The sequence below is a fragment of the Luteibacter sp. 1214 genome (assembly GCF_031455395.1).
In the GTDB taxonomy this organism is placed as follows: domain Bacteria; phylum Pseudomonadota; class Gammaproteobacteria; order Xanthomonadales; family Rhodanobacteraceae; genus Luteibacter; species Luteibacter mycovicinus.
Map to the genome: position 1 here is coordinate 116,269 of NZ_JAVDSQ010000004.1, position 13,483 is coordinate 129,751.

Sequence of the window (13,483 nt, forward strand, 5' to 3'; positions counted from 1 at the left end):
CGCGGCGCATCAGGCCTCAACAGCCCCGAGCAAGGTCCCCACCACCGCCGCCAGTGCCGCATACAGCTCCGGCGGCACGTCGTCGCGCAACCGCACGGCCGCCAGCAAGGTAGCGATCTGCGGATCCAGTTGAGGTGCAAGCCCCAGCGCCTGCGCGCGCTCCAGCATGTTTTTCACGCTGTCGGCGTCGACACGCTGGGTTTTCCCATTGCTGGTCGGCGTCGCGAGCCGCAGCGTGACACTGCGGCGCGGGGAGGGCAGGGACGGATTCATGCGCGGGCTTCGAGGAGGACCGCGCTATACGCGCTGGTCGGCACGGGCAGGCCGTGCATGCAGGAGAAATGATCGAGCTGCAGGCCGCTTTTCTCGAGCACGCGCCGCAGCGAGACGAATTCGGTTTCCAGGCGCGACACGGTGTCGGCCTGTTGTACCCACAGCCGCACCGACACGCGCGGTATGCGCAGCTGGATCTCACCCTGTACGGCGCCCAGCGAGGGCGGGTCGATGGCGAAGCCGACCGTCCACAGGCCATCCGGCTCGCCAGGGCCTGGCTTGCCTTCCTCGATCCGCAACTGGAGCACGTCGTAACCGCGCGCGTTCGCCAGCGGCACTTCGATCATCCATAGTCCGGCCTGCGGCTGGGATTCCAGCTGACCGATCTCAACACGGGACAGTGCGGCACGCGTGTCGGTCCGTAACTGGCCGACCAGCGCGTCGACGTCGTCTTCAGTGATGGCGAATTCCGCTACGCGAGGCTGGGCAATCAGTGCGCGCTGGGCGAGCGGCGGGGGTGTGTCACCAAGCTGGCGCGGAAGTCCGGGGCCGGTGCTGACGCCCGATGCGCTTCGTGTCGGCGGAAGATCGGCCAGCGTACGGCGGAGCGCCATCAATGCCGCCTTGAAATCGTCGGCCGCCGGCGTCTCTTTCGTCGGCTCGGCAAGATGGGATTCGAGGAAGCTGCCGCTCTTGGCGATCGCTTCCTTCATGCCCATCGGCGTGCTGACGTCATCGGGCCCGCTGATCGAAGCCTCGAGCGTGGCGAGTGCGGCTCGCAGGGGTGCCGGCAGCGAGCGGGCCACCGGGCTGCGCGCCAGTGAGGCCAGTGCGCCGAGCAGCGGCGCGTAACCATTCTGCAGCGGGAGCCGTTCGCGCAGTCCCTGCATCGTGACGCCTTCCTCGGGGTGGGCGATGAGGACTTCGAGCTGAGGCTGTGCGCCCTGAGTCAGGACGCGCACCTGAAACTGCTGGGGAAGCTGGGTGCCCGTGGTGTCGGCCTCCACCGTGATACCGCCGATGTCCAGCAGCAGCTTGCCGATGTCGTTCTGCCCCATGACGCGTGCCGTCAGCAGCGTACCCACCCGCCAGGCGTCAACGGCCGCGGTGGTGCCCGCTGCCGCGCCGGCCCATAGCTGGGCGGCGATACTGGTCGGCTGGATGATCAAAGGGCAGGTCCTCCGAGGGCCTGGGCGGACCCCGGTCTGGGCTCGCTCCTGTGGCATAGGAATCGGCGGAAACGTGCGGAACTTTAGGTAGGCGCTTGCCGACACCTGTACGCGTAAACGGCGAGCGCATTGGGCCGCCGCCCCGGCAAGGTAATGCTCCCCGTCCGCGCAGCGCCCGACCTGCAGGTCCGAAGGGCCGACTCCCGGTACACTACGCGGATGACCCAGCTTCCCTTCGAACTCCTCGCCACCGATGGCGCGGCCCGGCGTGGCCGTCTCCGATTCGGCCGCGGCACCGTCGAAACCCCGGCCTTCATGCCGGTGGGCACCTACGGCTCCGTGAAAGCCATGACCCCGCGCGATGTCCTCGACACCGGCGCGGAGATCATCCTCGGCAATACCTTCCACCTGTTTCTGCGGCCTGGCCTCGAGATCGTCGGCGAATTCGGCGGGCTGCATAAGTTCATCGGCTGGAACAAGCCGATCCTTACGGACTCCGGCGGTTTTCAGGTCTTCTCGCTGGCGCACAAGCGCAAGATTACCGAAGAGGGGGTGACCTTCGCCTCCCCGGTGGATGGGTCGAAGGTGTTCCTCTCGCCCGAGGAGTCGATGCGGATCCAGAAGGTGCTGGACTCCGACGTCGCGATGATTTTCGACGAATGCACGCCGTATCCGGCGACCGAAAAGGTCGCCTCTGACTCGATGGAGCTCAGCCTGCGCTGGGCCGAGCGTTCCCGCCAGGCTTTCGACGACCTGAAAAACCCCAACGCGCTGTTCGGCATCGTCCAGGGCAGTACGTACGAAAAGCTGCGCCACCGTTCGGCGGAGCGGCTGGTGGAAATCGGCTTCGACGGTTACGCCGTGGGTGGTCTGGCCGTCGGCGAGCCGGAGGCGGAGCGCAATCACACGCTCGACCTGACCCTGCCGATGCTGCCAAAGGATCGACCCCGTTATCTGATGGGGGTGGGACGCCCCGAAGACATCGTCGAGGCCGTCCGTCGCGGCATCGACATGTTCGATTGCGTGATGCCTACGCGCAACGCGCGCAACGGGTTCCTCTTCACGTATGAAGGCACGTTGCGCATCCGGAACGCGAAGTTCGCTACCGATACCCGCGTGATCGAAGAAGGTTGCGACTGCTACGCCTGCGCCAACGGCTTCTCGCGCGCCTACCTGCGACATCTCGATCGCTGCAACGAGATCCTGGCCAGCCAGCTGGCGACGATGCACAACCTGCGTCACTACCAGCGCTTGATGGCCGGGCTGCGCGGCGCGATCGAGACGGGTACCCTCGACGACTTCGTCACCGCCTTCTATGCGGCCCGCCAAAAGGCTGTCGTCGACGGCTGACCGGGCTTGAGGGCGCAGTCCGGCGCCCCCAGAAGCCTTGACGAGTCCGGTACATAAGCACCGGGGCGCGTGGCATAATCCACGATCTTTTTACGTGAGCAGCCGCTTTTCCTTGGCTGTTCCATGACTTGCGAGATATCCGATGAGCCTTCCGACGTTCGCCGCCATTGCCCAGGCCACTGCCCCCGCTGCCGCACCCCAGGGCGCTCTGAGCTTCTCGCCGCTGATCATGATGGCGGTGCTGTTCGGCATCTTCTATTTCATGATGATCCGCCCGCAGATGAAGCGTCAGAAGGAGCACCGCAACCTGCTCTCTGCGCTGAGTAAGGGCGACGAGGTCGTGATGAGCGGCGGCATGGCCGGCCGTATCGAAGACGTGGGTGAGGCCTTCGTCCGTGTCGAGATCGCTCCGGGCACCGTCGTCCAGGTCCAGAAGAGCTCGATCACCCAGGTGCTGCCGAAGGGCAGCCTCAAGAAGTCCTGAGCTTCATCTCATCGCGTCAGCTGCGGCCGGCACCCGGCCGCCTCCACGGAATGTAAGGCATGAGTGATTTTCCACGCTGGAAATACGCGCTGGTTGTGATCGTATTGCTGTTCGGCATCGTCTACGCGCTGCCGAACGTCTATACGCCGCAGCCCGCCGTGCAGATCTCGGGTAACCACGGCAGCGCCGTCGACGCCACGCTGAAGATCAAGGTCGAGAGCATTCTTGCCACGGCCCACGTTCCGGCAGCGAGCGTCGACGTGACGTCGTCCGAGAAAGGCAGCCGTCTGCTGGCGCGCTTCGCCAGTGCCGACGCGCAGGCGAAGGCGTCCGACGCGCTTCGCGGTGCGCTCGGTGACGATTACACGGTCGCGCTCAACCTCGCCTCGACCGTGCCGTCGTGGCTGCGCTCGATCAACGCGTTCTCGATGCCGCTGGGTCTCGATCTGCAGGGCGGTGTGCACTTCCTGATGGAAGTCGACCAGAACGCCGTGATCGACGGTCAGGAAACCCGCTACGCGGACGACGTCCGCTCGCTGCTGCGTGACAGGAAGATCTCGTACGACTCGGTGGCGCGCAATCCGCGCGGTCAGGGCATCGGCATCATCCTGCGCAGCGACGCCGATCGCCAGGCCGCCGCGTCGCTCATCGCTACCGAGTTCACCGATCTGACGGTTTCCGATGGTCCGTCCACGGGCAACCGCTTCACGCTCAATGCCGTGGTCAAGCCGGCCAAGCTGCGCGAGCTCGCTCAGAGCGCCATCACCCAGAACGTCACCACGCTGCGCCAGCGTGTGAACGAACTGGGCGTGTCCGAGCCGCTGATCCAGCAGCAGGGCCAGAGCCAGATCATCGTCGAGCTGGCCGGCGTGCAGGACACGGCCGAGGCCAAGCGTCTGATCGGCGCGACCGCCACCCTGGAATACCGCGCCGGCCTGTACACCCCGCAGCAGGCCATGGATGCCGCCCGCAGTGGCAGCGTTCCGCCCGACGCCAAGCTGTATTACGGCCGCGATCGTCGCCCGTACCTGCTCAGCAAGACCGTCATCGCCACGGGCGATCAGCTGACCTCGGCCGTCTCGGGTCGCGACCAGCAGAACGGCACGCCGAACGTCAGCGTCACGCTGAACAGCGCCGCCGCCCGCAAGATGCAGGACTTCACCAACGGTAACGTCGGCAAGCCGATGGCCGTGCTGTACATCACGCGTACCAACGACATCAAGATGGTCGACGGCAAGGAAGTGAAGACGCCGAAGACGACCGAGGAAGTCATCAACTACGCGAACATCAGCTCGCCGTTCGGCAAGCAGTTCTCGACCAACGGCCTGCCCAGCGACGCCGAAGCCTCCGATCTCGCCCTGTTGCTGCGCGGCGGTTCGCTCGCGGCGCCGGTCGACATCGTCGGTGAAAGCGTCATCGGTCCCAGCCTCGGCGCGGACAACATCGACCGCGGTTTCAAGGCGGTGATGCTCGGCCTCGGCCTGGTGCTGATCGCGGCGGCCATCTACTACAAGCTGTTCGGCATCGTCGCGGACATCGCCCTGTTCTTCAACCTCGTCCTGCTCGTCGCGGTGATGTCGCTGATCCACGTGACGCTGACGATGCCCGGCATCGCCGGTATCGTGCTGACGCTGGGTATGGCGATCGATGCCAACGTGCTGATCTGCGAACGTATCCGCGAGGAACTCCGCAACGGCTCGTCGCCGCTCGCGGCTATCCGCACCGGTTACGACAAGGCGTGGGCGACGATTCTCGACGCCAACGTGACCCACCTGCTCGCCGCGCTCGGTCTGATGACCATGGGTTCGGGTCCGATCAAGGGCTTCGGTGTCACGCTCTTCATCGGTATCCTGACCTCGATGTTCACGTCGGTGACGGTGACCCATGCCATCACGGCGCTGATCCACGGCGGCCGCAAGCTCAAGACCCTGTCGGTCTGACGGGAGGACGCCATGGAAATCTTCAATCACAACTCGAACTTCAACTTCCTCGGTCTGCGCAAGTACAGCATCGGCCTCGCCGTGCTGCTTATGCTGGGCTCGATCGGCCTGATCCTGACCAAGGGTTTCAACTACGGCCAGGACTTCCTGGGCGGCGTCTCGGTCATCGTCGACTACGCGCAGCCGATCGAGGTCAACGAGGTCCGCGCCACGCTCGAAAAGGCCGGCATCGAAAACCCGCTGGTGCAGTCGGTCGGCGGCACGCGCGAGTTCAACGTGCGCATGTTGCCCAAGGACGACAAGGGCTCGGTCACGCTGGTCGGTGAGGAGGCGGCAACCAAGGTCTCCTCAGACATCATCGCCGCCCTGAAGACCACCCGCCCCGATGTGACGATGAAGAGCAAGTCCTTCGTCGGCCCGCAGGTGGGTGAGGAGCTCCGCAGCGACGGTATCGTCGCCGTCGCCTTCGTCATCATCGGCATCATGGGTTACCTGTGGATCCGCTTCGAGAAGCGTTTCGCCATCGCCGCGCTCGCCACCGAAGTCCACGACGTTCTCGTGACCCTGGGTATCTTCGCGCTGACCCAGCGTGAGTTCGACCTGACGGTGCTCGCCTCAGTGCTGGCGGTGGTCGGTTACTCGATCAACGATAAGGTCGTCGTCTTCGACCGTGTCCGCGAGCTGTTCCGCTCCAGCCGTAACGCCACGCCGGAAGAAGTGCTCAACCGTTCGATCAACAGCACGCTGTCGCGAACGATCATCACCTCGCTGTTCACCGGCATCACCATGGCCGCGCTGTTCTTCATCGGCGGTCCCGTCGTCCATGCCTTCGCGATCACCATGCTGATCGGTATCGTGGTCGGCACGCTGTCCTCGATCTTCGTCGCCAGCCCGATCCTTCTCTGGCTCGGCGTGTCGAAGCAGGACCTGATGCCCGTCAGCAAGGAAGACCCGGAACTGGCGCGCCGCCCGTAAGGCTGCTCCGTTCCGCTTCGGAAACCCGGGGGCTTCGGTCGCCGGGTTTTTTTTGCCTTTGCAAATGGTGTGAGGGCTCGGCTTGCGCCATCGCGTTTGGATTCGTCGCGAGCGTGTTGTGTCGCGTTGGAGAGCCGGCGGGTGTGACCCTCGAGGCCACGCCTGCGGCGACCCCTCAGGGAAGGGCCGCTCCGCGGCCGTGTATCAATGGCCTTCGGCCGGGTCGGGCTCCGACTGGGGGTTTTCGAGTCGGCTGTCCCTGCCTCCCCGAAAACGGCCGGTCATCCCTGACCGGCCCCGCCTGCGCGGCCTTGTCCAGTCGAAGCCCTCGCCTGCGGCTACCGGCCCCGAGGGTCACCCCCGCCGTCTCTTTGGTGTACCGAGGTGGGTTGATGGTCGAGCGGGGTGTGGCTTCTTCGCTTCGTTGGCTTTTCGCGCGCAGGGCGCGCTCCTACAGGCCGCCATGTATCCCCCATTGCGGTCGCCGTGCGGTAGGAGCGAACCCTGTTCGCGAACCCTCAGCCTCACTAAGGCGAACGAGGCCATCCGAAACAGGCAGGCGAGCGGTCCCAGCCACGAAGCGAGCCGCGGTTCGGCCGCACGATGCCTCAGTCCCCCAAAGAGCCGGCGGGTGCCACCCTCGCGTCCGGTAGCCGCAGGCGAGGGCTCCGACTGGAAGAGGCCGCGAGAGCGGGGCCGGTCAAGGATGACCGGCCGTTTTCGGGGAGGCAGGGACAGCCGACTCGAAAACCCCCAGTTGGAGCCCGACCCGGCCGAAGGCCATTGAAATACGGCCGCGGAGCGGCCTTTCCCTGAGGGGTCGCCGCAGGCGTGGACGCGAGGGTGGCACCCGCCGGCTCTTCGACGCGACACCACACGCCGCGGCAACACAAAGGCGAGGGCGCAAGCCGAGCCCCCCCCCAAAAAAAAGACGGCCACAAAAAAAAGGCCCGCCACCGGCGAGCCCTCAGTTTTCACCCCATCCCTGAGATCAGAAGTCGTCCCTGTCCTCGGTGGCGCCTTCGGCATCGTTCGCAAGCGTGACGACGACGTAAGCGGAGCCCACGAGGGAGGCGCAGAGCCACGCGTAGACCATCTGGATCGCCGTGCGCGGGATCGCGGCGGCGACCATGGGCGCGAGTGCCAGGCCGGCGATGCCGGCAATGGCGAGTACGGCTGCGACGGCCCACGCAAGGCGCCGCGACGGCGACGTGGTGGTGGTGAGATTCATGCGGTGCTGCCCCTGTTCCCCTGTTTCGCGCCCTTCGTGAAGTCTATGTGAGGACGCTTAATGTAGGAAATACCCTACAAAATTCCGCAAGGCAAGTGACTTTTTCTGAACAATCGGTCGGATTTGCTGAGGGTTTCGATGCAAGAGAACCGGCAACCCTCCGGCTACGTTAGACTTTCCGCCCCATCGAGGTCACGGTACATGGCACAGCGCGAATTCCCTGGCTTCACCCTGAAGAGCAGTGCGATCCGTGAAGGCTCGCGCTACACGGCCCTGATCGCTTCCCATCCGGCGGACGGCAGCTTCCCGTCGTACTTCGCGGTCTACGAGAATCGCAGCTTCCGCGACGAAGACAGTGCCGCTGAGGCGGCGGAGAAGGCCCTCGGCCTGGTGCTGGGCGTGGACGACGACGGCGCGCCTGCTTTTGCCGAAGGCGAGACCGGCTTCGATGACGACCGGACGGACGACGCGGACGACTGATTCGCCGGCTCGCATGTGCACGGTGACCGCTCCTGCTCTCGATTCGCTTGACACGCCCCGGCGCCGCGGTGCGTCATAGGGGCGGCGGGGCAATGTGATCAAGGGATAACGAGCGGGCCATGACAAGCGAAGACGGGCTGTACAGGCAATTCGTCGAGGCGTCCGCCGACTGCATGAAGGAACTGGATCGGCACGGCGTGATCCGCTTTATCGCCGGCATGGGCAGCTTGGCGCTGACATCCGAGGAGCCGGAGCGCCTGATCGGCACGCGCTGGGTCGATCTGTGGCCGCCGGAAGCGCACGCGATGGTATCCCGGGTACTCGAACGCGCCCTGTCCGGCGAGCGCGTCGACTTCGTCGCGCCGCGTCCCTCGGCGACCGGGGCGTCGCGCTGGTGGGAAGTGACGGTCGCCGGGGTCGTGGCCGACGATCGGCTCGACCATCTGATTGTGATCAGTCGGGACGTGACCGAGAGGGTCGAACTGCAGGCCGCGATCGAGTCCATCAACGAACTGCTTCAGGAACGTCTCAACGAGACAGTCGCCCGCTCGGCCACCGCGTCGAGCCGGTATGGCACCTTGCTGGAGCGATTCGAGTCCGAGCACGGGGCGCGCCGCGACGCCGAAAACCGGCTCGCCGGCGTGAGCGAGCAACTCGCTATGGCGACCCATGCCCGTGACCTCGCCGAGGCGAGCGCTCGTCAGGCGCAGAAACAGCAGGCGGTCGGCCAACTGGTCAGCGGCATCGCGCACGACTTCAACAACATGCTGCAGACGGTGATCGTCAGCCTCTCGGGGCTGGAGGACGATGCCGCTGACCTGCTGCCCAGGCACCGCCGCATGCTGACTTATGCGATGGAGGGTGCGCGCCATGCGACGGCGCTCACGCGCCGTCTGCTCGCCTTCGCACGCAATCACCCCTACCAGGCGGAACCGGTCGACATCGGTGTGCTGGTGGAGGGCTTCGCGGACTTCGCCCGCCACGCCCTTGGCGGCCGGGTCGGTATCGAGGTGCTTCGCCAGCCGGCCCCCTTGCCCGCGTTGCTCGACCGCCAGGGGCTGGAACAGGCCCTGATGAATGTCTGCCTCAATGCCCGCGACGCCATGGAAGGGTTCGGCACCGTGGTCATCGAAGTGGGCGAGCGACAGGGCGACGCGGCTTTTGCCAGCGCGATGCGCGATAACGACACCCTGCGTCAGGTCTTCATCACCGTGGCCGATACAGGGGGAGGGATGTCGGAGGAAGTCCGGCATCGCCTGTTCGAGCCGTATTTTACGACGAAGCCCGGTGGCTCAGGCCTGGGCCTGGCGCAGGTATACGGCACGGTGGCGCAGGCCGGCGGCGGGGTGGAGATCGAGAGCGACGCCGGCATCGGTACGCGCATTCGGCTGGTCTTTCCGCACTACGCCGGACCACTCGAATCCGGCGGGTAAAACGTGCGGTAATTGTGACGGAATTCCTCAACTATCGGCCGGTCCGGCCGATACGCACAGGGTTAGGAGGAAGCAAGTCATGCTGGTCATTATCGGGTCCATCGTCGTCCTCGTCTCCGTACTGGGCGGCTACGTTCTTTCACACGGCTCGATCGGTGCGCTCTGGCAGCCGTACGAACTGCTCATCATCTTCGGCGGCGCCATCGGCGCCTTCATCAGCGCCAACTCGATGGACATCGTCAAGGGCTCGGTCCGTGACGGCATCGCGCTGCTCAAGGGCCCGAAGTACCGCCGTCAGGACTACGTCGATCTGCTGTCGCTGCTCTACGACATCTTCATCAAGATGCGTAAGGAAGGGCAGCTCGGCATGGAAGCGCATATCGAGGATCCGGCGAACAGTTCGCTGTTCTCGGCGTATCCGCGTCTCATCGCGGAACATCACCTCATCGACTTCATCACCGACTGCCTGCGCCTCATCGTCGGCGGCAGCATGGATCCGCACGAACTCGAGCAACTGCTCGACGTCGAGCTGGAGACGCATCATCACGAAGCGGCCGCTCCGGCGCATGCCGTGCAGAAAATGGCCGATGCGCTGCCTGGCTTCGGTATCGTGGCGGCGGTGCTCGGCATCGTCATCACCATGAAGTCGATCGACGGCGACGCGGCGGTCATCGGTGAGCACATCGCCGGCGCACTGGTGGGCACGTTCCTCGGCATCCTGCTGTGCTATGGCTTCATCGGCCCCCTGGCGGCGGCGATGGAAGCGCGCGTCAACACCGATGGCAAGGCGTTCGAGTGCGTCAAGGTGGCGCTGCTCGCCAACCTTCGCGGTTACAACCCGATGGTCTCGGTGGAGTTCGCCCGCAAGTCGCTGCAGTCCGGCACCCGTCCGACCTTCCAGGATCTGGAAGCGCACCTGAAGGCCGCACGGTAAGTCCCGATGAGCGAGTTGAAGCAGGTCATCATTGTCCGCAAGAAAAAGGCGGGCGGCCATGGCCACCACGGTGGAGCGTGGAAGGTCGCGTACGCGGACTTCGTGACCGCGATGATGGCCTTCTTCCTCGTGATGTGGCTCGTCGGTGCGGGGACGAAACAGCAGCGTGCCGCCATCTCGGAATACTTCAAGAATCCGAGCATGACGGCGGGGCAGTCCACCATGGCGCCGTCGGGCAAGATGGGGCCCGGCGGCGCCAGCACCAGCATGATCAAGCTCGGTGGCGCGATGGACCTGCCCAAGGGTCCGGGTGACCAGCAGGCGTTCGCCAGGCCGGCCACCGCCGCCGACGCCGAGAAGCTGGCGAAAGCGCAGGAAAAGCGCCGCCTCGAACAGCTGATGAAGGACCTCAACGAGGCGATCGCCAGGAGTCAGGCGATGGCCCCGTACAAGGACCAGCTGTTGCTCGATATCACGTCGGAAGGCCTGCGCATTCAGATCGTCGACAAACAGAATCGCCCGATGTTCGACACGGGCAGCGGTGCGCTGAAACCGTACACCGTGCAGATCCTGCACGAACTGGCCGGCTTCGTGAACCAGGTGCCGAATCAGATCAGCATCTCCGGCCACACGGATAATTCGCCTTACGTGCGCGCGAGTCAGGCTTACGGTAACTGGGAGCTTTCGGCCGACCGTGCCAATGCCGCGCGTCGCACGCTCACGGATGGCGGTATGCAGGCGGACAAGGTGGCGCGTGTCGTCGGCCTCGCGGCATCCGTGCCGTTCGACAAGAACGATCCGTCCTCGCCGATCAACCGACGCATCAGCATCGTGGTCATGACGCACGACGCGGCCAAGGCCGCGCTGTCGCCTGAGATCGCATCGGTGCCGCCAGCCACGCTGCCGCAGGCGGCGACGCTGCACTCGGCCGAGGAAGAGCACACCGCCGGCGGTGCCGCCGCCGCGGCGCCGCCGGCACCGCAGGCAGCGGTCGCGGGCAACGTCGCGCCTGCGCCTGCGCCCGCGGCGGCGCCGGCTGCGCCAGGCGGTTGACCGGGTGCCTTCGGGACGAAACCGAAGTCACTTGCAACAGTCATCTTCCCCGGTCAGTATCGGAGACGTGACAGGGGGGAGGAGTTGCAGTGGAAAACCAGAGCAAGTTCCGAGTGGTTGCGAAAGCGGTAAAGCACAATGGTATCGGCGGTGAGCAGGTCTATCGCGCGAGCTACCGGATTCTCGATCACGTCGGTGAAGAAATAGAAGCCAATACCGGCACGCATGACTTCGTCGATATCACCAGCGCCTTCAATCAGGCGTTCGCGATGGGTCACGAGCGATTGCGTGAACTGAACACCGTCACCGTTCAATAACCTCGTCCGCGACGAAGAGGGTGGCGGTAGCCCTCTTCGTTCGCCGGCATCGTCGTTCGGTCAACGTAGTGTGCGCAGTTCGTCGAGTTGCGCCGGTGTACCGACATTTCGCCAGAATCCCTCGAATTTTTCGCCAGAAAGGCGTCCCTGTGCGATCGCGCGCCGATACATCGGAAGCAGTTTGAACCTGCCCGGTGTCTCGTCTTCGACGATCTCCCGCCGGTAGACACCTACGTTTCCGAAAGTCAGGCGCTGCGCCGACGCGGGCGCGTCATCGCCATATAGACGTCCATCCCCGAGGGCGAAATCGCCCGTCGGATGGAAGTCCGGGTTGGGCACCATCACCAGATGCGCGACGCCTTCCGGTTCGGCGGGCAATGCCGCGTAGTCGATATCGCTCCAGATATCCGCACTGACGACGATAAAGGGCGCGGTGCCGAGTAAGGGCAGCGCTTTGAGCATGCCGCCGCCCGTCTCCAGCGGCGTCGGGCCTTCATACGAATAGCGAAGCCGCACGCCCCACCGCGAACCGTCGCCGAGTGCCTCGGGAAATCGATCCGCCAGATGGGAGGTGTTGATCACGATGTAGCGGACATCCGCCGCCGCCAGCTTCTCGATATGGTGCACGATCAGCGGCTTGCCATGTACGTCGAGCAGGGGCTTCGGCGTGTGATCGGTCAGTGGCCGCATGCGCTCGCCGAGGCCGGCGGCGAGGATGAGTGCATGCCTCACGCGGGATTCGCCTGACGCAGGTCACGTCCGCCGATCTTTGCTTCGATCAGGTCGGCGAGGGGAGCGACATCCGCATGTCGGCGTGCGGTGTCCAGCACGTAGCGCAGGACGCGGGGCAGGTCGTCGAGATAGCCCGGTTTGCCATCGCGGTAGCAGAGGCGGCAGAACAGGCCGAGGATCTTGATGTGGCGCTGCAGTCCGGCGAGATCGAACCAGCGGCGGAAACGATCGGTATCGACGGTCTCATCGAGCAGGCGAGCATCGAGCAGACGAAGGCGGTACGCCTCGACCCAGCCCTCCACGCGTTCGTTGTCCCAGACGATGTAGGCATCGCGCAGCAGCGATGCCAGGTCGTAGGTGATCGGCCCGGACATGGCGCCCTGAAAATCGATAATGCCGGGCGAGCGTTCCGTGGTGACCAGCAGGTTGCGGCTGTGATAGTCCCGATGCATGAATGCGCGGGGCTGTTCGGCCAGCGTGCGCAGGATCGCGGTGAAGGCTCCCTCGACGACGTCCCATTCCTCACAGGCCAGCGTGACGCCCAGGTGCCGTTCGAGCAGCCACGTCGGCATGATTTCCATTTCCATCGTCTGCCACGCGTGATCGAACGACGGCAGTCCCGATGTATCGACATGCGACTGCATGCGAAGCAGTGCGTCCAGCGCATCCCCGTAGAGCGCGTCGACCGTCGCGTCGCCGAGTTCGGGCAGATACGTACGCGTGCCGAGATCTTCGATGAGCAGGAAGCCTTGCGCGAGGTCCGCGACCATCACCGTGGGCACGTGCAGGCCCGCGTCGGCAAGACGTTTACCGATCTCCACCCATGGTGCGGGGTTCTCTTTTTCCGGTGGGGAGTCCATCACGATCACCGGTTGTCCGTCGACATAACCGCGCCAGTAACTGCGAAAGCTGGCATCGGCGGAAGCGGGTTCGAGCACGAGCGTGGCTTGGCCGGTAACGTGGCGCGCCCAGGTAAGGCGGGCTGCGGAACGGTCATCGGAGACGGTCATGGATGATCTTTGCAGTGGACTATGCGGGCAGCTTAGAGCCTTTGTGCACACGTGTCATTGCACCGCATTGGTGCGTGACGTTTGACCAGTTGTTGTGCGTCG

14 protein-coding genes are annotated in these 13,483 nt (G+C 65.0%); 9 read left to right on the forward strand and 5 right to left on the reverse strand.

Features of this window, described 5'->3' with window-relative positions; genetic code table 11:
* Positions 1-9: 9 nt before the first annotated feature.
* Positions 10-273 (reverse strand): hypothetical protein, encoded by a 264-nt coding sequence (locus tag J2X57_RS11390; protein WP_036110839.1) that lies wholly within the window; start codon positions 271-273, stop codon positions 10-12.
* The gene (locus tag J2X57_RS11395) at positions 270-1,442 is read right to left on the reverse strand and encodes a flagellar hook-length control protein FliK (protein WP_309867106.1); all 1,173 of its coding nucleotides are present in this window, start codon (positions 1,440-1,442) and stop codon (positions 270-272) included. The genes J2X57_RS11390 and J2X57_RS11395 overlap by 4 nt, the downstream gene beginning before the upstream one ends.
* Before the next feature lie 219 nt (positions 1,443-1,661).
* On the opposite strand from J2X57_RS11395, the gene tgt reads away from it, so the two are divergent.
* The 4 genes from tgt (at position 1,662) to secF (ending at position 6,191) form a co-directional block, all read left to right on the forward strand.
* Entirely contained in the window at positions 1,662-2,792 is a 1,131-nt protein-coding gene (tgt, locus tag J2X57_RS11400; protein ID WP_036110844.1) for a tRNA guanosine(34) transglycosylase Tgt, read from the forward strand.
* A 142-nt stretch (positions 2,793-2,934) separates the two neighbouring features.
* A complete protein-coding gene (yajC, locus tag J2X57_RS11405) occupies positions 2,935-3,276 on the forward strand; it encodes a preprotein translocase subunit YajC (RefSeq protein ID WP_036110847.1) in 342 nt (113 codons plus the stop codon).
* Positions 3,277-3,335: 59 nt separating this feature from the next.
* Positions 3,336-5,216, forward strand: a complete 1,881-nt coding sequence (gene secD, locus J2X57_RS11410; protein ID WP_309867110.1) for a protein translocase subunit SecD — start codon at positions 3,336-3,338, stop codon at positions 5,214-5,216.
* A 12-nt stretch (positions 5,217-5,228) separates the two neighbouring features.
* Positions 5,229-6,191 (forward strand): protein translocase subunit SecF, encoded by a 963-nt coding sequence (gene secF / locus J2X57_RS11415; RefSeq protein ID WP_036110852.1) that lies wholly within the window; start codon positions 5,229-5,231, stop codon positions 6,189-6,191.
* Between the two features lie 991 nt (positions 6,192-7,182).
* On the opposite strand, the gene J2X57_RS11420 is transcribed toward secF, so the two are convergent.
* The gene (locus J2X57_RS11420; RefSeq protein WP_036110855.1) at positions 7,183-7,422 is read right to left on the reverse strand and encodes a hypothetical protein; all 240 of its coding nucleotides are present in this window, start codon (positions 7,420-7,422) and stop codon (positions 7,183-7,185) included.
* A gap of 201 nt (positions 7,423-7,623) precedes the next feature.
* On the opposite strand from J2X57_RS11420, the gene J2X57_RS11425 reads away from it, so the two are divergent.
* The 5 genes from J2X57_RS11425 (at position 7,624) to J2X57_RS11445 (ending at position 11,639) form a co-directional block, all read left to right on the forward strand.
* Positions 7,624-7,902 carry a hypothetical protein gene (locus tag J2X57_RS11425; RefSeq protein ID WP_036110859.1) on the forward strand — a complete coding sequence of 93 codons (279 nt, stop codon included), beginning with the start codon at positions 7,624-7,626 and terminating at the stop codon, positions 7,900-7,902.
* A gap of 119 nt (positions 7,903-8,021) precedes the next feature.
* Positions 8,022-9,335 carry an ATP-binding protein gene (locus J2X57_RS11430; RefSeq protein ID WP_308847717.1) on the forward strand — a complete coding sequence of 438 codons (1,314 nt, stop codon included), beginning with the start codon at positions 8,022-8,024 and terminating at the stop codon, positions 9,333-9,335.
* 79 nt (positions 9,336-9,414) lie between these two features.
* Positions 9,415-10,269 carry a flagellar motor stator protein MotA gene (motA, locus tag J2X57_RS11435; protein WP_036110862.1) on the forward strand — a complete coding sequence of 285 codons (855 nt, stop codon included), beginning with the start codon at positions 9,415-9,417 and terminating at the stop codon, positions 10,267-10,269.
* A gap of 6 nt (positions 10,270-10,275) precedes the next feature.
* Positions 10,276-11,322, forward strand: a complete 1,047-nt coding sequence (motB, locus tag J2X57_RS11440; RefSeq protein ID WP_308847718.1) for a flagellar motor protein MotB — start codon at positions 10,276-10,278, stop codon at positions 11,320-11,322.
* 89 nt (positions 11,323-11,411) lie between these two features.
* Positions 11,412-11,639, forward strand: a complete 228-nt coding sequence (locus J2X57_RS11445) for a hypothetical protein (RefSeq protein ID WP_036110866.1) — start codon at positions 11,412-11,414, stop codon at positions 11,637-11,639.
* Between the two features lie 60 nt (positions 11,640-11,699).
* Here the strand turns inward: J2X57_RS11445 and murU are convergent, their stop codons facing one another.
* Together murU and J2X57_RS11455 are read right to left on the reverse strand one after the other, a co-directional pair.
* Positions 11,700-12,371, reverse strand: a complete 672-nt coding sequence (gene murU / locus J2X57_RS11450; protein ID WP_309867120.1) for an N-acetylmuramate alpha-1-phosphate uridylyltransferase MurU — start codon at positions 12,369-12,371, stop codon at positions 11,700-11,702.
* On the reverse strand, positions 12,368-13,381 hold the full coding sequence (locus J2X57_RS11455) for a phosphotransferase (RefSeq protein ID WP_043695522.1): 1,014 nt from the start codon (positions 13,379-13,381) through the stop codon (positions 12,368-12,370). Before J2X57_RS11455 ends, murU begins: the two co-directional genes overlap by 4 nt.
* Between the last annotated feature and the right edge of the window lie 102 nt (positions 13,382-13,483).